General features: G+C 67.7%; 16 protein-coding genes. 5 read left to right on the top strand and 11 right to left on the bottom strand.

Annotated elements, in window-relative coordinates:
• Window positions 1-205 precede the first annotated feature (205 nt).
• Window positions 206-1,990: an ABC transporter transmembrane domain-containing protein gene (locus RZN05_RS01280; protein WP_317224817.1), complete on the top strand. Its 1,785-nt coding sequence runs from the start codon at window positions 206-208 to the stop codon at window positions 1,988-1,990.
• 221 nt (window positions 1,991-2,211) lie between these two features.
• Here the strand turns inward: RZN05_RS01280 and RZN05_RS01275 are convergent, their stop codons facing one another.
• Both RZN05_RS01275 and RZN05_RS01270 read right to left on the bottom strand, forming a co-directional pair.
• Window positions 2,212-2,817 carry a hypothetical protein gene (locus RZN05_RS01275; RefSeq protein WP_317224816.1) on the bottom strand — a complete coding sequence of 202 codons (606 nt, stop codon included), beginning with the start codon at window positions 2,815-2,817 and terminating at the stop codon, window positions 2,212-2,214.
• A 100-nt stretch (window positions 2,818-2,917) separates the two neighbouring features.
• Entirely contained in the window at window positions 2,918-3,826 is a 909-nt protein-coding gene (locus RZN05_RS01270) for a class I SAM-dependent methyltransferase (protein ID WP_317224815.1), read from the bottom strand.
• A 154-nt stretch (window positions 3,827-3,980) separates the two neighbouring features.
• Here RZN05_RS01270 and RZN05_RS01265 point away from each other — a divergent pair, with 154 nt between their 5' ends.
• Complete coding sequence (locus RZN05_RS01265; protein ID WP_317224814.1) at window positions 3,981-5,144, top strand: saccharopine dehydrogenase family protein; 1,164 nt, start codon at window positions 3,981-3,983, stop codon at window positions 5,142-5,144.
• A 7-nt stretch (window positions 5,145-5,151) separates the two neighbouring features.
• Here the strand turns inward: RZN05_RS01265 and RZN05_RS01260 are convergent, their stop codons facing one another.
• Window positions 5,152-5,436 (bottom strand): hypothetical protein, encoded by a 285-nt coding sequence (locus tag RZN05_RS01260; protein ID WP_317224813.1) that lies wholly within the window; start codon window positions 5,434-5,436, stop codon window positions 5,152-5,154.
• Between the two features lie 92 nt (window positions 5,437-5,528).
• Window positions 5,529-7,817, bottom strand: a complete 2,289-nt coding sequence (rnr, locus tag RZN05_RS01255; RefSeq protein ID WP_317224812.1) for a ribonuclease R — start codon at window positions 7,815-7,817, stop codon at window positions 5,529-5,531.
• 53 nt (window positions 7,818-7,870) lie between these two features.
• Here rnr and glpD point away from each other — a divergent pair, with 53 nt between their 5' ends.
• Window positions 7,871-9,328 (top strand): glycerol-3-phosphate dehydrogenase, encoded by a 1,458-nt coding sequence (gene glpD, locus RZN05_RS01250; RefSeq protein ID WP_317224811.1) that lies wholly within the window; start codon window positions 7,871-7,873, stop codon window positions 9,326-9,328.
• Between the two features lie 95 nt (window positions 9,329-9,423).
• Window positions 9,424-9,711, top strand: coding sequence for a PilZ domain-containing protein (locus RZN05_RS01245; protein ID WP_317224810.1), 288 nt, complete (start codon window positions 9,424-9,426; stop codon window positions 9,709-9,711).
• On the opposite strand, the gene RZN05_RS01240 is transcribed toward RZN05_RS01245, so the two are convergent.
• The 3 genes from RZN05_RS01240 to proS are packed head-to-tail and all read right to left on the bottom strand — an operon-like array spanning window position 9,701 to window position 12,871.
• Window positions 9,701-10,723 carry a pectinesterase family protein gene (locus RZN05_RS01240; protein ID WP_317224809.1) on the bottom strand — a complete coding sequence of 341 codons (1,023 nt, stop codon included), beginning with the start codon at window positions 10,721-10,723 and terminating at the stop codon, window positions 9,701-9,703. The two genes, RZN05_RS01245 and RZN05_RS01240, sit on opposite strands and share 11 nt — an antisense overlap.
• Before the next feature lie 11 nt (window positions 10,724-10,734).
• Window positions 10,735-11,340, bottom strand: a complete 606-nt coding sequence (locus RZN05_RS01235) for a TIGR02466 family protein (protein WP_317224808.1) — start codon at window positions 11,338-11,340, stop codon at window positions 10,735-10,737.
• Window positions 11,341-11,344: 4 nt separating this feature from the next.
• Window positions 11,345-12,871 carry a proline--tRNA ligase gene (gene proS / locus RZN05_RS01230; RefSeq protein ID WP_317224807.1) on the bottom strand — a complete coding sequence of 509 codons (1,527 nt, stop codon included), beginning with the start codon at window positions 12,869-12,871 and terminating at the stop codon, window positions 11,345-11,347.
• A gap of 212 nt (window positions 12,872-13,083) precedes the next feature.
• Here proS and RZN05_RS01225 point away from each other — a divergent pair, with 212 nt between their 5' ends.
• Window positions 13,084-13,998, top strand: a complete 915-nt coding sequence (locus RZN05_RS01225) for a DMT family transporter (RefSeq protein WP_317224806.1) — start codon at window positions 13,084-13,086, stop codon at window positions 13,996-13,998.
• A gap of 23 nt (window positions 13,999-14,021) precedes the next feature.
• Here the strand turns inward: RZN05_RS01225 and RZN05_RS01220 are convergent, their stop codons facing one another.
• The 4 genes from RZN05_RS01220 to gcvPA are packed head-to-tail and all read right to left on the bottom strand — an operon-like array spanning window position 14,022 to window position 17,959.
• Entirely contained in the window at window positions 14,022-14,615 is a 594-nt protein-coding gene (locus tag RZN05_RS01220; protein WP_317224805.1) for a DUF938 domain-containing protein, read from the bottom strand.
• 11 nt (window positions 14,616-14,626) lie between these two features.
• The gene (locus tag RZN05_RS01215) at window positions 14,627-15,010 is read right to left on the bottom strand and encodes a DUF6481 family protein (protein ID WP_317224804.1); all 384 of its coding nucleotides are present in this window, start codon (window positions 15,008-15,010) and stop codon (window positions 14,627-14,629) included.
• A 25-nt stretch (window positions 15,011-15,035) separates the two neighbouring features.
• The gene (gene gcvPB / locus RZN05_RS01210) at window positions 15,036-16,604 is read right to left on the bottom strand and encodes an aminomethyl-transferring glycine dehydrogenase subunit GcvPB (RefSeq protein ID WP_317224803.1); all 1,569 of its coding nucleotides are present in this window, start codon (window positions 16,602-16,604) and stop codon (window positions 15,036-15,038) included.
• Window positions 16,601-17,959 (bottom strand): aminomethyl-transferring glycine dehydrogenase subunit GcvPA, encoded by a 1,359-nt coding sequence (gcvPA, locus tag RZN05_RS01205; protein WP_317224802.1) that lies wholly within the window; start codon window positions 17,957-17,959, stop codon window positions 16,601-16,603. The genes gcvPB and gcvPA overlap by 4 nt, the downstream gene beginning before the upstream one ends.
• Window positions 17,960-17,981 lie beyond the last annotated feature (22 nt).

The following is a 17,981-nucleotide window of genomic DNA, read 5'->3' as shown; positions in this document are numbered from 1 at the left end:
ACCAAATGTTCCAAAAATGGGATGGGTTCCCAAAGTCCCTCGCCAGCTGGGAGAGGGAGGGAGCCGCAAAGCAGCGGAAGAGGGTGACCGGGTCGAGGAGCCCGCACCCTCACCGCGCGCTTCATGCGCGGGCGCCTCCCCGCGCCCAGCGGGCGCGGGAGGAAGAAGGTTCCCCTCCCCGTCCATTCACGCTAGTTCGCGCGGCATGGCCGACCCCGCACCTGCGCCCCCTCCTCAGACCCGGCGCAAGCTCAGCAACCTGCTCGTCGTGTGGAGCTTCACGCGCCGCTATCCGCTCCAGCTTGCCATCGCGACGCTTGCGCTGATCGGCTCGTCGGTCGCGACCTTGTGGGTGCCGCGCACCTTCAAGCAGATCGTCGACAACGGCTTCGCCGCGGGCGCCGACACGAGCAAGATCGGCGTCTATTTCCAGGGCCTGCTGCTCGTCGTGCTCGCGCTCTCGATCGCGACTGCGGTGCGCTTCTTCTTCGTCTCCTGGGTCGGCGAGCGCACCGTCGCCGACATGCGCAAGGCGGTCCACCGCAACCTGCTGCGCCTGCCCCCCAAATGGTTCGAGGAAAACCGCCCGTCGGAAATCGCCTCGCGGCTCACCTCGGACACCGCGATCGTCGAGATGGTCGTCGGCAACACCGTGTCGACTGCGCTCCGGAACCTGCTCACCGGCATCGGCGGCGTGATCTATCTCTTCACCCTCGCGCCCAAGATCGCGGCATATCTGATCGTCGGCATCCCGCTGATCGTGTTGCCGATCGTCTGGCTCGGCGGCCGCGTCCGCAGCCTGTCGCGCTCGAGCCAGGACCGTATTGCCGATATCGGCGCGATCTCCTCCGAGACGCTGGGCGCGATGCGCATCGTCCAGGCCTTCGGACAGGAACGCCGCGAGTCCGAGCGCTTCGAAGGCGCAGTCGAGCGCAGCTTCGCCGCCGCCAAGCGCCGCTTCGGGCTGCGCGCAGTGATGACCGCGATGGTCATCGGGCTGCTGTTCACCGCGATCACGCTGATCATGTGGGACGCAGTGTACGGCGTCGCCGAGGGCCGCGTCTCGGGCGGGGCGATCACCGCATTCGTCATCACCGCGGCACTGGTCACCGGCTCGTTCGGCGCATTGACCGAAGTCTATGGCGAACTGCTCCGCGGCTCGGGCGCCGCCAGCCGCCTCGCCGAGCTGCTGCGCGAGGAATCGGACATCGCCGCGCCGGCCAACCCGGTCGCGCTGCCCCAGCCCCCCCAAGGCGCGGTCGCGTTCGAGGACGTCACCTTCCGCTACCCGTCGCGTCCCCAAGCCACCGCACTCGCGAACTTCTCGCTCGACGTGCGGCCGGGCGAGACCGTCGCGGTGGTCGGCCCCTCCGGCGCCGGCAAGTCCACGCTCTTCCAGTTGCTCCAGCGGTTCTACGATCCCGAGGCGGGGACGGTCCGCGTCGACGGCGTCGACGTCCGCCAGGCCGATCCGGCCGACATTCGCGGCCGCATGGCGATCGTCCCGCAGGATACCGTGATCTTCGGTGCCTCCGCCCGCGACAATCTCCGCTACGGCGCCTGGGATGCCGGCGACGACGCGATCTGGGCCGCGGCCGAGGCGGCCAACGCCGCCGAGTTCCTCCGCGAGCTGCCCCAGGGCCTCGACACCTTCCTCGGCGAAGCCGGCGCGCGGCTCTCGGGCGGGCAGCGCCAGCGCATCGCGATCGCCCGCGCGCTGCTTCGCGACGCACCGATCCTGCTGCTCGACGAAGCCACCTCGGCGCTCGACGCCGAGAGCGAACGCCTCGTCCAAGACGCGCTCGAACGGCTGATGGAAAAGCGCACCACGCTGGTGATCGCCCACCGGCTCGCCACGGTGCGCGCGGCCGATCGGATCATCGTGATGGACGAGGGCCGCATCGTCGAGACCGGCACGCATGCCGAACTGGTCGGCGCGGGCAAGCTCTATGCGCGGCTCGCGGCGCTGCAATTCAACGACGCTGCGTGAAGCGGCAGCCCCGTTGCAATGTAGGATTTGATCTGCTTGCCTAGGATGGACGGCCTGCCGTCCGCCCTTTGACATCGTCGGAAAGCAATGAGGCGCGGGCGTCCGTACAGGTTTCGCGGCGCATCGAGTCAACTACGCCCCGGGGCGTAGCCGGCGATCCATGACGTGGCGAGTCAACCAAACTCCCAAAACCCGCTTTCGAGTCAATTTGGTCAACTTCGTCAGGGGCCGCAGGTCCACGTCCCGCGGAACACCCGGCTGGCGCCGTCGGCGCGCAGATAAGTGAGCGTGGCGGGACGCGGCGGCGATTCCCCGCCCCCGGCCGCAGGGCCGGTCAGCGCGAGCCGCAGCGTCGTGCCCTTGCCGGCAAAGGTGCCGCCCTTGAGCATCCCGTCGAAGCCGCCCGGCGCGCTGACGCGCTCGACATAGCCGCCGACCTTGATCACGCCCCAGGCACGTTCCTTCGACGCGACATCGCCCTTGGCGAGCAGCAGCGTATCGCGGCCCTGGCCGAAGCTGCACGCAAGTTCTCCGGCCAGCGCCGCGCCGGCGATGTCCTTCTCGGTCAGCGGCGAGAGTCGGATCTGCGAGCCGTCACCGCCGACGGTCTCGCCCTCCGCCGCCTCGCTCGGAGACGGCGTAGGCACGGGGGGAGCGACCGGCGCTGCTGCCGGCGCTTCCACCTCGACCGCATTGCCCGCTGCCACGGAAGGCTGAGGTTCGGCGGCAGCGACATTGCCACCGGTCTCCGCGGGCTGCGAGCAGCCGGCAAGCGCGAAAAGGGCTGCGGCGATCGTGGCGGACAGCGGCAGGCGGGAAGCGATCATATAGGTCATGCTCCGCCAACGCCCCCCACCGCGCCCAGGGTTCCGCCCTGCGTCGTCCTAGCGCGACGCACCGTGGCGAAATCAGCGGCGAGCCGAATCGCTACGCCGCGTTCTGGGCGCTCCAGTCCCACTCCGCACGGAACAGTTCTGCGAACTTGGCGATATCCTCTTCGCTCGGCAGCAGATCCTCGAGCGGCTGGGCCGGGTGCGGATAGACGAAGCGGTTGGCCGCCATCGGCAGCACCACGCCTTCGGCAACGCCGGGCATGAAATAATTGCCGAAATAATTGTCGGGCTGGGTCAGCATGTCGTGGTCGCCCAGCACCGCGCCGATCGGCGCGTACTTCAAGTCGGTGCCGAACACCGCATAGAGCGCCATGTCGACGAAGTTCATATGCTTGACCGAGCCGCGCAGATGCGTGTCCTGCGCGATCACCGCGAGCAGGTTCTTCCGGGCGTAGAAGAGCGACGCCATGTCCTTCACGACCTGGTTGAAATCGTGCGCGCCGTCATGATGGACGATCGTGCTGCCCTGCTCCGTGCGCATCACTTCGCGGACATAGGTCGGCAAGTCGCCGTGGAAGAGCCGGATGCGCTTGGCGGCTTCGGGGTTTATCCGGCGCACGCGCTCATACGCGAAGCGGAGGAAAGGCGCGCTGATGTCGACCAGATCGAGATCGAAGTCGAATGCCGCGCTGCAGCCGGCAAGATAGGCTGTCGACCCGCCCATGAACACGCCGACTTCGACCACGCGATCGAACTGGCCGTTGAAGTCGCGCAGCGTGCGGACGAGATCGAAATAATATTGCGCCGAGCACTGATCCTCATAGTCGAGGTCGAATTGCCCGATCTGGCCGACGATGCGATCGAAGATGCGGTTCTGCCCGGCGAACTGCCGCGCGCCGCCAAGCGCGCGATGGCCCGAGCCGATAAAGCTCCTCAGATGCGCAGCGAGCGCCTCGATGTCCCGCGCGCTCTCATAGGGCTCGATGAAGGTTCCGAAGCTCATGTCTCGCTGTCCCGCTCGCCTTGGTTAATCCAGGGCCTCCTGTTCCTTATAGGGCGCTTTGCCGATCTCGACCGGCGGGCTGGCGTCGACGCGCATTTCAGAATATCGGGTATGGCCGAGGCGACGCGCAACGCGCACGAAGATGGAGAGACCAATGGCCGACCGCGAATTCGACATCATCGTCTATGGCGCCACCGGCTTCACCGGACGCCTGGTCGCCGAATATCTCGCCGCCCAGTATCCGCAGATCAAATGGGCGATGGCCGGCCGCTCGCTGACCAAGCTCGAACAGGTCTGCAACGCGATCGGCGCCGCGCCCGATACCGCTTTGGTCACCGCCAACGCCGACGATCCCGCGGCGCTCAAGGCACTCACCGCCCGCGCCCATGTCGTCATCACCACGGTCGGTCCCTACACCCTCTACGGCGAACCGCTGCTCGCTGCATGCGTCGAGACCGGCACCGCCTATGTCGATCTCTGCGGCGAGCCCAATTTCATGCACGCGATGATCGCCAAATATCAGGACGCCGCCAAAGCGAGCGGCGCGCGGATCGTATTCTCGTGCGGGTTCGATTCGATCCCGTTCGATCTCGGGGTTTGGACCGTCCAGCAGGAGGCGATCCGCCGCTTCGGCAAGCCGGCCCCGCGGGTGAAGGGCCGCGTCCGGTCGATGAAGGGGACCTTTTCGGGTGGCACCTTCGCCAGCGGCAAGGCGACCGCGATGGCCGCGGCCAAGGATCCGGCAGTGCTCAAGGCGCTGCTCGATCCCTTCGCACTCACCCCCGGCTTCGAGGGGCCGAGCCAGCCCAAGGGCGTGCTCCCCGAATATGACGAGGCCGTCGGCGGCTGGGTCGCGCCGTTCATGATGGCGGTGATCAACACCAAGAATGTGCACCGCACCAATTTCCTCGCCGGCCATCCCTATGGCGAGGACTTCCGGTACGACGAGATGATGGTCGCGCCGGGCCTGGGCGATATCGGCAAGGCCGCGGCGGAGGCGATCGCCAAGATTAACCCGATGCAGTCGGACAAGGGCCCCGCCCCGGGCGAAGGTCCGAGCAAGGAGGAGCGCGAGACCGGTCATTACGACATCGCCTTCATCGCCGAGATGCCGGGCGGCGAACGCATCACGGCCTCGGTCAAGGGCGACCGCGACCCCGGTTATGGCTCGACGAGCAAGATGATCAGCGAGGCCGCGCTCTGCCTGCTCCGCGACGTGCGGGGCGAAGGCGGGATCTGGACTCCGGGCGCGCTGATGGCCGAGCCGCTCAAGACGCGGCTCCAGGAGCGCGCCGGGCTGACCTTCGCCATCGAATGACGGCGCCTCAGCCGCGATAGGCGAGCAGGATCAGTCCGGCGGCGATGACGGTGAGGATGATCACGATCGGCACCAGCTTGCGGCGCCGCGACTCGATTTCGCCCTGATAGGCCTGGATATCGAGCCAGTAGCGCCCCTCCCCAGCCTCGCGGACGACGCCGCGTGCCAGCATCCGCTCGAACTGGCTGCGCTCGATCCGGCTCTGCGGGACGAAGGCGACTGCGTCGTCGGCGCTGGTCGCATGCTGGACGGTGAAGTGGTCGGCGATCCGCCGCCGCGCGCGCGACACCATCGCAGCGATGATCGACGGAACCGGTGATGCTGCGATTATGGCTGTCCCCTTGCCGGCACAGGCTGGCACGGGAGCGGCCCCGGCTCAATGGCCTATCGCTTGCGCCCCTGGTGGCGGATGTTCGCCGGGCGGCCGCGATGCTTGATCACGCGCTTGGGGCCACGGGGCCCCCGCCGGTCGTCGCGCTCGCCGCCGCTCGATGCCGAACCCTTGCCGTCGGGCAGTTCGAAGCGCAGCGCGCCGGACACCGGATTGGCCTCGGCCAGCCGCAGCTTGAGCCGCTGGCCGAGCGCGAAGAATTCGCCGGTATCCTCGCCGATCAGCCGCTGGCTCGCCTCGTCGTAGCGGAAATATTCGGTGCCGAGATCGCGTACCGGCACCAGCCCGTCGCCGCCGATGCCCTCGATCGTCGCGAAGAAGCCGAAATTCTGCACGCCCGTGATGCGCGCCTCCATCACTTCGCCGACATGCGCGGATAGATAGGCGGCAACATAGCGGTCGATCGTCTCGCGCTCGGCCTCCATCGCGCGACGCTCGAGCGTCGAGATGCTCTCGCCGATCCGCTCCATCGATCCGGCCTCCTCGGAGGTCAGCCCGCCCGGCCCGAGCTTGTACGCATCGACTAGCGAGCGATGCACGATCAGGTCGGCATAGCGGCGGATCGGCGAAGTGAAGTGGGCATAGCTGCCCAGCGACAGCCCGAAATGCCCAGCATTCTGGGGGCCGTAATAGGCCTGCGTCTGCGTCCGCAGCACCTGCTGCATCACTTCGTCGCGGAAGTCGGCCTCGCCCACACGCTCGAGGATATGGTTGAACGTCGCCGGCTTGATCACCTGCCCGAGCGCGAATTCGAGATCCCAGGTCCTGAGATATTCCTTGAGCGCGACGAGCTTCTCGCGCGCCGGCGGCTCGTGGACGCGGTACATCACCGGCGCCTTCTTGGCCTCGAGCGCCTTGGCCGCGGCGACGTTGGCCGCGATCATGTAGTCCTCGATCAGCTTGTGCGCATCCAGCCGCTCGCGCGGTGCCACCGAGAGGATCCTGCCCTTCTCGTCGAGTACGATCCGCCGCTCGGGCAGATCTAGATCAAGCGGCTCGCGCTTCTCGCGCGCCTTGTTGAGCGCGCGCCAGCAATCCCACAGGTGACGCAGCGCGGGCTCGATCGCGTCGCGTTTCTCGCCGCCCGGCGCGAAGCGATCGTCGAGCAGGGCGCGGTCGCTCCCCGGCCCATCGATGATCGTCTGCGCATCGTCATAGGCGATGTTCGCCGCGAGGCTGACCACGGCGCGGGTGAAGCGCCACGACTTGAGTTCGCCATGCTTGCCGACCTGAAGGTGGCACGCCAGCGCCGCGCGGTCCTCGCCTTCCTTGAGCGAGCACACTTCCGCCGAGAGGATCTCGGGCAGCATCGGCACGACGCGGTCGGGGAAATAGACCGAATTGCCCCGCTTGCGCGCCTCGCGGTCGAGCTCGGAGCCCGGCCGCACATAGAAGCTGACATCGGCGATCGCGACGACTGCCTTCCAGCCGCCCTGGTTCTCCGGATCGTCGTCGGGCGCCGCCCACACCGCGTCGTCGTGATCGCGCGCATCGGCCGGGTCGATCGCGACGATCGGCAGGTCGCGCAGATCCTCGCGCTTACCCAGATCCTGCTTCGAAATCCGCTCCGCCTCGGCGAGCAGATCGTCGGAGAAGACATTGGGGATGCCGTGGCGGTGGATCGCGATCAGCGAGAAGCTGCGCGGCGCGAACGGATCGCCCAGCCGCTGGACGACATGCGCGAAGATCCGCGGCGGCTTGCCGGCCTTGTTTGCGAGGACGAGGTCGCCCGGCTCGGCGCCGTTGCGCTCCGAGATCGGGTAGCTGTGGCGCTCCTTCTTGTCGATGCCGCGCAGATAGAGCCGCCCCCCCTCTTCCTGGACGACGCCGAGCATCTGCTCCTCGCCGCCCGCGAGCTTCTTCATCGGGTGGGCGATCCAGCCTTTCCCGGCCTCTTCGGTACGCGCGAGGATCCGGTCGCCGATGCCCAGCGCTGCGCGCTTGCCGCGCTGCTCGCGGACGCGCAACCGTGGCACCGGGATACCCTCGGCCTCCCAGCGCTCGGGCACTGCCCAGACGGTGTCGCCATCGGCATCAGTAACGCGCAGCACGGTTACCTTGGGCAGCCCGCCCATCTTGTGGAAGGCGCGGCCGGGCGCGCTGTCGATCAGCCCCTCGTCGCCCATGTCCTTGAGCAGTGCCTTGAGCGCGATCTTGTCCTGCGCCGAAAGCCCGAACGCCTTGGCAATCTCGCGCTTGCCCGCCGGCGTCGGGGAATTGGAAATGAAATCGAGGATCTGCTCCCTGCTGGGCAGACCTGCTCTCTTTTTTGGTTTTGTCATTGGCACCCAAGATAGGGACTCGCGGCAACTTGTCCAACTGCGTAACTGGCGCCGTGACATACGATCTCCTCATCGTCGGCGGCGGGATCAACGGCTGCGCGATTGCCCGCGAAGCGTCGCTTGCCGGGCTCAAGGTGCTGCTCGTCGAGAAGGACGATCTCGCCCACCACACTTCCTCCGCCTCGACCAAGCTGATCCATGGCGGGCTGCGCTATCTCGAGACCTATGAATTCCGCTTGGTCCGCGAAGCGCTCCACGAGCGTGAGCGCCTGCTCGCCGCCGCGCCGCATCTGATCCGCCCGATGACCTTCGTTCTGCCGCACGCGCATGCCGTCCGGCCCTGGGTGATGGTCCGCGCCGGGCTGTGGCTCTACGATCTGCTCGCTGGCCGCTCCTCGCTTCCGCGCTCGCGAAGCCTCCGCCGCGCCGACAAAGCCTTCACCGATCCGCTCGCCGGCAAGCATCGCGGGTTCGTCTATTCGGACGCCTGGGTCGATGACGCTCGCCTGACGCTGGCCAATGCCCTGGACGCCGCCGCGCACGGTGCCGAAATCGCCACGCGGACCGAACTCAAGTCCGCCGTCCGCTCTGGCGATTGCTGGTGGGCGATGCTGGACGACGGCCGCGCGGTCGAGGCGCGCGGACTGGTCAATGCCGCCGGGCCGTGGGTGCGAACGCTTCTCGACAAGCTCGCTGTCGCGACTCCTTCGCAAGTCCGGCTGGTCAAGGGCAGCCACATCGTCGTCCCCAAGCTGTTCGACGGCGACCACGCCTATATCCTGCAGCAACCTGACCGCCGCATCGTCTTCGCCATTCCCTATGAAGGCGAGTTCACCGAGATCGGCACCACCGACATCCCCGTGGACGCGCCCGAGGATGCGATCTGCTCGCAGGAAGAGACCCGCTATATCTGCGACGCAGTGAACCGTTATTTCAGGCGGAAAGTGTCGCCCGCCGATGTCGTCTGGCACTGGTCCGGCGTCCGCCCGCTTCACGACGACGGCGCCGCCAAGGCGCAGGCGGTAACCCGCGACTATCTGCTCGAACTCGACAAGCACGGCCCGCCCCTGCTCTCGATCTTCGGCGGCAAGATTACGACCGCGCGGGCACTGGCCGAGGAGGCGATCGAGAAGATCGGCCCTGCGCTCGGCATCGAACCCCGCCCCCAGACAAGCGCTCGCATCTTTCCCGGCGGCGCAATCGAAGACTTCGAACTTTACTTGGAACACGTCCTGGCACGCTGGCCGTTCCTCGGCGAGGCGCGCGCGCGTCGGATGGCGCATGCCTATGGCACTTGCCTCGACGAGATGCTCGCCAAGGTCGGGGACGAGGCCGGGATGGGCACGCCGCTCGGCGCCGGGCTCACCGAGGTCGAGGCGCGGTGGATGCGCGATCGCGAATGGGCGCTGACCCCCGAGGACGTGCTGTTCCGCCGCTCCAAGCTCGGGCTGCACCTGTCGAGGGCGGAACGCGACGCATTTGGCCGGTGGTGGAGCGCAACATTCGTTTAACCATTTGCCGATAAGCCCGGCCCGGGTGCGCTCTGCGGGGGCAGAAATAAATGGCAACGAGGCTTACGCAATTCCGGACGGTTGGACCTGCGCTGGTGGAACAGCGCAGCGAGCCGCGGCATCGCATCCTCGTCACGCGCGCCACCGTCCGCAAACAGGGCGACAGCGCTACGGAGGCGATCCTGCGTGACCTCTCGGTCTATGGCTGCCGCCTCGCCTGCACCAGCGAGCACAATGAGGGCGAACGCGTCTGGCTGCGTCTCAAGGAAAGCCTGCCCATCGCAGGCACGGTGATGTGGAACGACGGCGCGCATATCGGCTGCCGCTTCGACGCGCCGATCGAGCGCAGCCTGATGCGCTCGCTCACGCTCATCATCCGCTGAACCCGTCCCAGCCGCCCAACACAGTGGCGCGGGTGAATTTCGCCGCGTCCGCTTGGCCGAGCATGCGACGCGTGGACGAGGCCGGCCCCGCGCCCGGGCCGCGGCTGGCATATTCGAACAGCCGCGCTTCCTGCGGCGTCAGTCGGCGCTGCTCGCCGTCCGGGCCCTTATAGCCCATCCACGTCCAGCCTTCGCGCTTGATATGCGCGTCCAGCCAGCAGCGCAGGAACACCGACTGGCCGGTCAGCGCCATGTTGCCGCCAGCGCGCCACGGCCGCCCGAGCCAGGTCGAGCGCGCCGGCACGCCGGGCTCGCGGCCCAGCCGGCACCGCGAGAAGACGAGCCCGAACGGCTGCTCCAGCGGCGTGCTCGGCGCGGTGAGAAAGCCGAACTCGGCCGCGCCGGGTACGAAGCGCGTGACGATCTCGCAGCGTTCGAACCACGCCGCCGCCCCGCCGAAAATGAAATCGACGCCGCCGACGATCCGGCAATCGGTAAACAGCGACCGCGACTGGACGTAGAGCGTGTCCTGATAGCCTTCGAGCCAACAGCGATCGACCCAGGTCCGATCCGCCTCGCGCCCGATCGTCAGTGCCACCGCCTGCGCGCCGTTGCCGGCAGTGTCGCGCTGGGCGCCGATATAGTCGAAGCTGTTGCGGATGGTCAGGTTGCGCAGCGTCGTGCCCGGCGCCGAGACGGTCAGCGTGCCGGTACGCCCGGTGCCCCAAACATTGCCGTCGGGATGCTTGAGTCCCGCATAGGTGCCGAAGCTCAGCACCGTTTTCGGCCCGCTGCCGACGATCGTCACATTGGGCACGGCGATCGTCAGTTTTTCGACCAGCACACCCTCGCGCACCAATATCCGGAACGGCCGACCGCCCGCGGCCGCAGCCCGTTCCAGCGCCTTGCCGAGCGTGCCGGTGCGCGGATCGACGATCGCATCCCAGCGCGCTTCCGCCCGCGCCGCGGCCGGCAGCAGCAACGCCCCGCCAAGCACCGTCCGTCGATCCATGCCCCCTCCCGCTACCAGCGATAGTTGAAGCTAACGCTGATCCGTTTGCCCTTGCCCGATCCGGCGGGCACTTCATGCCGCAGCCAGCTCTCCCACAGCAGCACCGTCCCCGGCTCGGGCACCACTTCGACGAAGCTCTGCAATGCCTCCGCCGCGTCGGGCCGCCGCGGCGGCGCCGCCATCATCATCGCAAGCCGCGGATCTTCAAGCTTGAGCCCGCGCGAGCCCTCGGGCAGCGCCACATAGACCGTCCCGGACACCACGCTGTGCGGGTGGATATGGGCGGTGTGACCGCCCTTGCCGTCGAGCACATTGACCCACAGGCTGTCGAGCTTGAGCTTCTTGCCCCCCAGTTCGAACCCGCACGCTTCGGCGAACTTGGCGACATGCTTATCGAGCAGCCGCTTGAGATCGGCGAACGCTGGGTCGCGGATCGGCAGGTCGTCGAGCGAGGCGTAGGACGTGTAGCCGCGATAGCCGTGCTCCTTGGCCCAGCCGCGCCCGGCGCGATCGTCCTCGGCAAGCTGGAGGCACGACGCTTCGAGCTCGTCGATCAGCGCGTCGTCGCCGAGCGGTTCTTGGTAGAGCAACGAAGCGAAGAGCGAGCGAACCGCCACCGGCTCAATAGGCCCGTGCGACCAGGATCCGCTCGACCGCCGACGCGCCGGTGAAGATGCACGCGCCTTCTGCCGCCGCGGCATCGCCCGGCACGTTGCGGAAGGTGAGCTTCAGCGCCTTCAGCCGCTCGACCACCTTGTCGAGCTCGGCGCCCGTGGGCTTCGACCAGCTAACTTCCACCCAGCCCGGCTTGCTGCCCTCGAATGCCTTTTCCAGTTCGGCGAACTCGGTCACGTCGCGGCGGATATTGGCGTCCATCCGCTCGCGCGCCTGGGTGTGCAGCGCCTGCTGGATGCTCTCGAGCATCGCCGGCGCCTCCTCGACCAGCTGCCCGCGCGCCACCACCGCGCTGTCGAGCTTGCCGTCCTCGCGATACAGCCGGTCGCGGCGGATCACTGAGACGTTGCCGCCGGCAACATCGCGCCCGCCGACTTCGATCACGATCGGCGCACCCTTCTTGACCCAGCCCCAGCGCTTGGTCGCCGCCTTGGCCGGGCGCAGGTCGAGCAGCGCGCGCACCGGCTCGCCCAGCGCGCTCAGCTTGGCCAGCTCGGCCTGGAGCGTCTTGCAGTAGGCGGTGATCTCCGCGTCCTCGGGCTGGTCGCGCAGCATCGGCACGATCACCACTTGCCACGGCGCGATCCGCGGCGGCACGCGCAGCCCGTCATCGTCGCCATGCACCATGATCACGCCGCCGATCATCCGAGTCGAGACGCCCCAGCTCGTCGTCTGCGCGAGTTCGAGCTCACCCTCGGCATTCTGGAAGCGGATGTTCTGCGCGCTGCTGAACGTCGTGCCCAGGAAGTGCGATGTGCCCGCCTGGAGCGCCTTGCCGTCCTGCATCATCGCCTCGATGCTGTAGGTCGAGACCGCGCCCGGGAAGCGCTCGTTCTCGGGCTTCTCGCCTGCGACCACCGGCAGCGCCAGGCAGTCCTCGGCGAACGAGCGATAGACTTCGAGCATCTTCATCGTCTCTTCGCGCGCCTCCTCGACGGTGGCGTGCGCAGTGTGCCCTTCCTGCCAGAGGAACTCGCTGGTGCGCAGGAACATGCGCGTGCGCATCTCCCAGCGGACGACGTTGGCCCATTGGTTGATCAGCACCGGCAAGTCGCGCCACGACTGGATCCAGCGGCTGAACGCCGCGCCGATCACGGTCTCCGACGTCGGCCGCACGACCAGCGGCTCCTCCAGCTTCGCCTCGGGATCGGGGACGAGCTTGCCGTCCTTCTGCACGAGCCGGTGGTGCGTGACGACCGCCATCTCCTTGGCGAAGCCGTCGACATGCTCGGCTTCCTTCTCGAAGTAGGAGAGCGGGATGAACAGCGGGAAATAGCAATTCTCGTGTCCGGTCGCCTTGATGCGATCGTCGAGCAGCCGCTGGATGCGCTCCCAGATGCCATAGCCCCACGGCCGGATGACCATGCATCCGCGCACCCCGCTCTCCTCGGCCAGATCGGCCTCCGAGATGACGGCTTGATACCAGGCGGCGAAATCCTTTTCGCGGGTGACGTTGAGCGCGTGCTTGATCATGGTCCGTGCCTCTAAGGCCCGTCCGCAACCGCCGCAATGGCAGTGGGACGGCGACACGAGTCAATTGACGAAGTTGACTCGCTTCGCGTGTTGGCGCGGCAGTCAACCGCCCTTCACATTCCTGCACTGTTTCAGAAGAAATCCAACATTCCCAGCCCTTTTGCCGCGCCACGAGGGTTGTGCGCCGCAACAGCGCTGCGTACCCGGTGCACGTGACGCAGGCCCGAACCGAAAGCGCCTTCAAGGGCCTGGCATTGCGCCTGTTCGCGATCGCCTGCCTCTCGACGATGTCGGCGCTGATCAAGCTGGCCGAGGCGCGCGGCGCGACGCTGGTGGAGACGATGTTCCATCGCCAGTTCTGGGCGGTGCCGCTGGTCACGGCCTGGATCGTCGCCGGGCCGGGGCTGGGCTCGATCCGCACCCGGCGCTTCGGCGCGCATGTCAGCCGCACCGCGATCGGGCTTTGCGGCATGGTGTTCACGTTCGGCGCGGTGCTGCTGCTGCCGCTGGCCGAGGCGACCACGCTCCAGTTTACCGTGCCGATCTTCGCGACGATCCTCGGCGCACTGGTGCTAGGCGAGAAGACCGGCTGGCATCGCTGGGGCGCAGTGATCGTCGGGTTCGCCGGAGTGCTCGTCGTCACCCAGCCGGGGAGCGGCACCTTCCCGCTCGCCGGCAGCGTCGTCGGACTGCTCGCGGCGTTGTTCGTCGCGATCGTCGCGATCACGCTGCGCCAGATCGGCAAGACCGAAAGCGCGGGCACCACCGTCTTCTGGTTCTCGGTGCTGTCGCTGCCGCCGCTCGGCATCGCCTATGCCTTCCAGCTTCAGGCGCACGATTGGCTGACCTGGGCGAACCTGATCGCGATCGGGCTGGTCGGCGGCATCGCGCAGCTGGCACTGACCGCGTCGGTCCGTTTCGCGCCGGTCTCGACGGTGATCCCGATGGATTATTCGAGCCTGGTCTGGGGTACGCTCTTCGGCTGGCTGCTCTTCGACGCCTGGCCGACGCCATGGACCTGGATCGGCGCGCCGATCATCATCGCCAGCGGGCTCTACATCGTCTGGCGCGAGCGCGTGCTCCATCTTCGCAACACCGAAGCGGTGAGCGAGGCGGCGACGTCGTAGCGCGGCTACGGCCAACCTCCCGTCTAATTTCTCCGGAACACCAGCGTCAGATTGTTCGCCGGCATCTCGACGATCCGCTGGAGCACCAGCCCCTGCGCCGCCGCAGCGGCCGAGACGTCTTCGACGTGCCGCAGCCCCCAGCGCGGGTCGCGCGCCTTGAGCGACACGTCGAACGCCTCGTTCGATTCCGCGGTCGGCACGCCTTGCCGGCGATAGGGTCCGTAGAGGATCAGCGGCGCGCCCGGCGCAAGCAACCGCCCGGCCCCGGCCATCAGCCCGAGCGTGGCTTCCCACGGGCTGATATGCACCATGTTGACGCAGAGGATCGCGTCGGCCGCGGGGACCGGCCAGTCGTCCACCGCGGCATCGAGCGCCAGCGGCGCCAGGACATTGGCAAGCCCCTCGCACCAGTCGGCGATCGAGGCCAGCGCTTCGGCATCGGGATCGCTCGGCTGCCAGTCGAGCGCCGGAAAGCGCCCGGCGAAATAGGCGCAATGCTCCCCGCTGCCGCTCGCCACTTCGAGCACCAGTCCTTCAGCGGGCAATTCCGCCGTGAGCACGTCCGCGATCGGATCGCGGTTGCGCGCAGTCGCGGGGGCATGGCGGCGTGCGCGCATGCCCGCCTGGACTACTTCTTGCCCTTGCGCGCCGGGTAGCGGCTGTCGTCACCGAGCATGAACGAAGCGGCGAGCTTGGCACGCGCAGCCTCGGCCGCAGCAGCCTTTGCCGCCTTGTCGGCTGCGGCCTTGTTCTCGGCCTCGCGCTGTGCGGCGAGCTTCGCCGCCTCGGCATCGGCCTTGGCCTTGGCAATAGCGGCCTTTTCGGCGTCGATCGCGGCCTGCTTGGCAGCACGCGCGTCGATTTCGGCTTGCTCGCGCGCCAGGCGTGCAGCCTTGCGCTCGGCCAGCTCGGCCTCGCTCATTTTCGGAGCGGCCTTAAGCTTTTCGAGCAGCGCCTTCTTGGCATCGGCCGAGCGACCGGCGCGGTCGCGGAACGTATCGTTATAGGTCATTCTTAAATCAAAACTCCTGCGCGGCTCACTCGGCCGCCTCTGCCCGTATGGGCTCTTTCCAGACCAGGACCGGCTTGCGTGCCGCAAGCGTCTCGTCGAGACGCCGGCGCGGCGCGTGGTGCGGCGCGGTCTTGACCGTCGGGTCGCCGTTCCGCGCCCGCGCCGCCACCGAACGGAAGGCGCCGATGAACTGGTCGAGCGTCGCCTTCGATTCGGTTTCGGTGGGCTCTACCAGCATTGCCCCATGTACGACGAGGGGGAAATACACGGTCATCGGATGGAAGCCCTCGTCGATCAGCCCCTTGGCGATGTCGATCGTCGAAATCCCCTCGGGCAGGCCCTTATCGCTGAAGATCGCCTCGTGCATGCATGGGCCCGATTTGGCGAAGGGCGCGTCGAGCACGTCCTCCATCGACCGCAGGATGTAATTGGCGTTGAGCACCGAATCCTCGGCGACCTGGCGCAGCCCATCGGCGCCGTGCGAGAGGATGTACGTGAGGGCTCGCGTGAACATGCCCATCTGGCCGTGGAACGCGACCATCCGGCCGAAGCTCGACGCGTGATGCTCGCCCGCGGTTTCTTCCTCGACGAGGACGAACTGCTCGCCCTGCTTCTCGACGAAGGGCAACGGCGCATAGGGCGTCAGCGCCTCCGAAAACACCACCGGCCCCGAGCCCGGCCCGCCGCCGCCATGCGGAGTCGAGAAGGTCTTGTGCAGGTTGATGTGCATCGCGTCGATGCCGAGATCGCCCGGGCGGACGCGGCCGACGATCGCGTTGAAATTGGCGCCGTCGCAATAGACATAGCCGCCCGCCGCGTGGACCGCGTCGGAGATTTCGCGCATGTCGGGTTCGAACAGGCCGCAGGTGTTGGGGTTGGTGATCATCACCCCGGCGACGTCCGGACCGAGCCGCTCCTTGAGCGCGCGCAGATTGACGCGGCCCGCTTCGGTGGCGGGAATATCCTCGACGGTAAAGCCGGCGAATGCCGCGGTCGCCGGGTTGGTACCGTGCGCGCTCTCGGGAACCAGCAGCACCTTCCGGCTCTCCTCGCTTTTGGCGTCGAGCGCCGCGCGGATCGCCAGCACGCCGCACAGCTCGCCATGCGCGCCGGCCTTGGGGCTCATCGCCACCGAATGCATGCCGGTCAGCGTCACCAGCCAATGCGCGAGTTGGTGGATCACTTCGAACGCGCCCTGGCACGAATCGACCGGAGTCAGCGGGTGGAGATCGGCGAAACCGGGAAGCCGCGCCATCCGCTCGTTCAGGCGCGGATTGTGCTTCATCGTGCACGAGCCGAGCGGGAACAGGCCCAGGTCGATCGCGTAGTTCTGGCGGCTGAGGCGGGTATAGTGGCGCACTGCCTCCGGCTCCGACAGGCCGGGAAGCCCGATCGTGTTGGTGCGTTCGAGCCCGTCGAGCCGCGACTTGCCCGAAGGCGCCTCGCCGAAATCGACGCCGGTCGTCTGCGTCGAGCCGATCTCGAAGATCAGCGCTTCCTCGAGCATCAGCGCGCGATTGCCGGTGAAGGTGTCGCCGTTGCTCTCGCCGGCCTGCGGCGTGGTCGGGCGCCAGCCGCTCTGGTTGATGCTCATGCCAGCGCCTCCTCGAGTGCGGAGGCAAGCGTTTCGACGTCCTCCTCGGTGGTGGTTTCGGTGACTGCGACGATCAGGCCGTTCGCCAGTTCGGGCGCATCGGGATAGAGCCGGCCGAGCGACACGCCCGCCAATATGCCCTTATCCGCCAGCGCGCGGACGACCGGGCGCGCTTCCTTGCTGAGCCGAATCGTGAACTCGTTGAAGAACCGGTCGGTGACCAGCTCGACCCCGTCGACTTCGGCGAGGCGATCCGCCGCGGCGCTCGCCGAGACGTGATTGATCTCGGCCAGCTGGCGCAGGCCCATCTCGCCGAGCAGGGTCATGTGCGCCGACATCGCCAGCGCGCACAGCACCGAGCTGGTGCAGATGTTCGACGTCGCCTTCTCGCGCCGGATATGCTGCTCGCGCGTGCTGAGCGTCAGCACGAAACCGCGCTTGCCCTCGGCATCGACGGTCTCGCCGCAAAGGCGGCCGGGCATCTGGCGAACCAGCTTCTCCGAGCAGGCGAACAGCCCGACATAAGGTCCGCCGAACTGGAGCCCGACGCCGAGCGACTGCCCCTCGCCGACGACGATGTCCGCGCCCATCTCGCCCGGCGACCGAATCGCCCCCAGCGCCACCGGCTCGGTGACCACGGCGATCAGCAGCGCCTTCTTCGCGTGGCACGCCTCGGCGAGCGCGCTCATGTCCTCGATCCGGCCGAGGATGTCGGGATACTGGACCACGACGCACGAGGTGGCGTCGTCGATCTGGTTGATCAGGTCGAGCGTGTCGGGCTCGGGGCTCAGCGTCGGCAGCGCGGTGACGAGCTGGTCGCCGGTGAACTTCGCCATCGTGTTGGCAACCGAGACGTAATGCGGGTGGAGCCCGCCCGAGAGGATCGCCTTGCCGCGCCTGGTCACGCGCCGCGCCATCACGATCGCTTCCCAGCAGGCGGTCGAGCCGTCGTACATCGACGCGTTCGCCACGTCGCAGCCGAGCAGCCGTGCGACCTGCGTCTGGAACTCGAACATCACCTGCAGCGTGCCCTGTGCGATCTCTGGCTGGTACGGCGTATAGGCCGTCAGGAACTCGCCGCGCTGGATGATGTGATCGACCGACGCCGGCACATGGTGGCGATACGCCCCCGCCCCCAGGAAGAACGGCACGTCGCCTGCAGCGAGGTTCTTCCTGGCGAGCGCCGACATGTGGCGCTCGACCGCGAGCTCGCTGGCATGGTTGGGCAGGCCGTGGACGGGCCCGTCGAGCCGCGCGGCCTCGGGCACATCGACGAACAGGTCGTCGACCGACTTGGCGCCGATGACGCCAAGCATCGCTTCACGATCGGTCTGGGTAAGGGGCAGGTAGCGCATTCAACTCTCTCCACCCCTCCCT

It is taken from the genome of Sphingomonas sp. HF-S4 (genome assembly GCF_032911445.1).
Lineage (GTDB): Bacteria > Pseudomonadota > Alphaproteobacteria > Sphingomonadales > Sphingomonadaceae > Sphingomonas > Sphingomonas agrestis.
The sequence above is the reverse complement of the archived record's forward strand: the minus strand, read 5'-3'. Positions and strand labels throughout refer to the sequence as shown.

Excerpts from the sequence above, each read along its gene's own strand:
- RZN05_RS01280 (WP_317224817.1), top strand. The coding sequence starts at position 206 with ATGGCCGACCCCGCACCTGCGCCCCCTCCTCAGACCCGGCGCAAGCTC.
- RZN05_RS01275 (WP_317224816.1), bottom strand. The coding sequence starts at position 2,817 with ATGATCGCTTCCCGCCTGCCGCTGTCCGCCACGATCGCCGCAGCCCTT.
- RZN05_RS01270 (WP_317224815.1), bottom strand. The coding sequence starts at position 3,826 with ATGAGCTTCGGAACCTTCATCGAGCCCTATGAGAGCGCGCGGGACATC.
- RZN05_RS01265 (WP_317224814.1), top strand. The coding sequence starts at position 3,981 with ATGGCCGACCGCGAATTCGACATCATCGTCTATGGCGCCACCGGCTTC.
- RZN05_RS01260 (WP_317224813.1), bottom strand. The coding sequence starts at position 5,436 with ATGGTGTCGCGCGCGCGGCGGCGGATCGCCGACCACTTCACCGTCCAG.
- rnr (WP_317224812.1), bottom strand. The coding sequence starts at position 7,817 with ATGACAAAACCAAAAAAGAGAGCAGGTCTGCCCAGCAGGGAGCAGATC.
- RZN05_RS01240 (WP_317224809.1), bottom strand. The coding sequence starts at position 10,723 with ATGGATCGACGGACGGTGCTTGGCGGGGCGTTGCTGCTGCCGGCCGCG.
- proS (WP_317224807.1), bottom strand. The coding sequence starts at position 12,871 with ATGATCAAGCACGCGCTCAACGTCACCCGCGAAAAGGATTTCGCCGCC.
- RZN05_RS01220 (WP_317224805.1), bottom strand. The coding sequence starts at position 14,615 with ATGCGCGCACGCCGCCATGCCCCCGCGACTGCGCGCAACCGCGATCCG.
- RZN05_RS01215 (WP_317224804.1), bottom strand. The coding sequence starts at position 15,010 with ATGACCTATAACGATACGTTCCGCGACCGCGCCGGTCGCTCGGCCGAT.
- gcvPB (WP_317224803.1), bottom strand. The coding sequence starts at position 16,604 with ATGAGCATCAACCAGAGCGGCTGGCGCCCGACCACGCCGCAGGCCGGC.
- gcvPA (WP_317224802.1), bottom strand. The coding sequence starts at position 17,959 with ATGCGCTACCTGCCCCTTACCCAGACCGATCGTGAAGCGATGCTTGGC.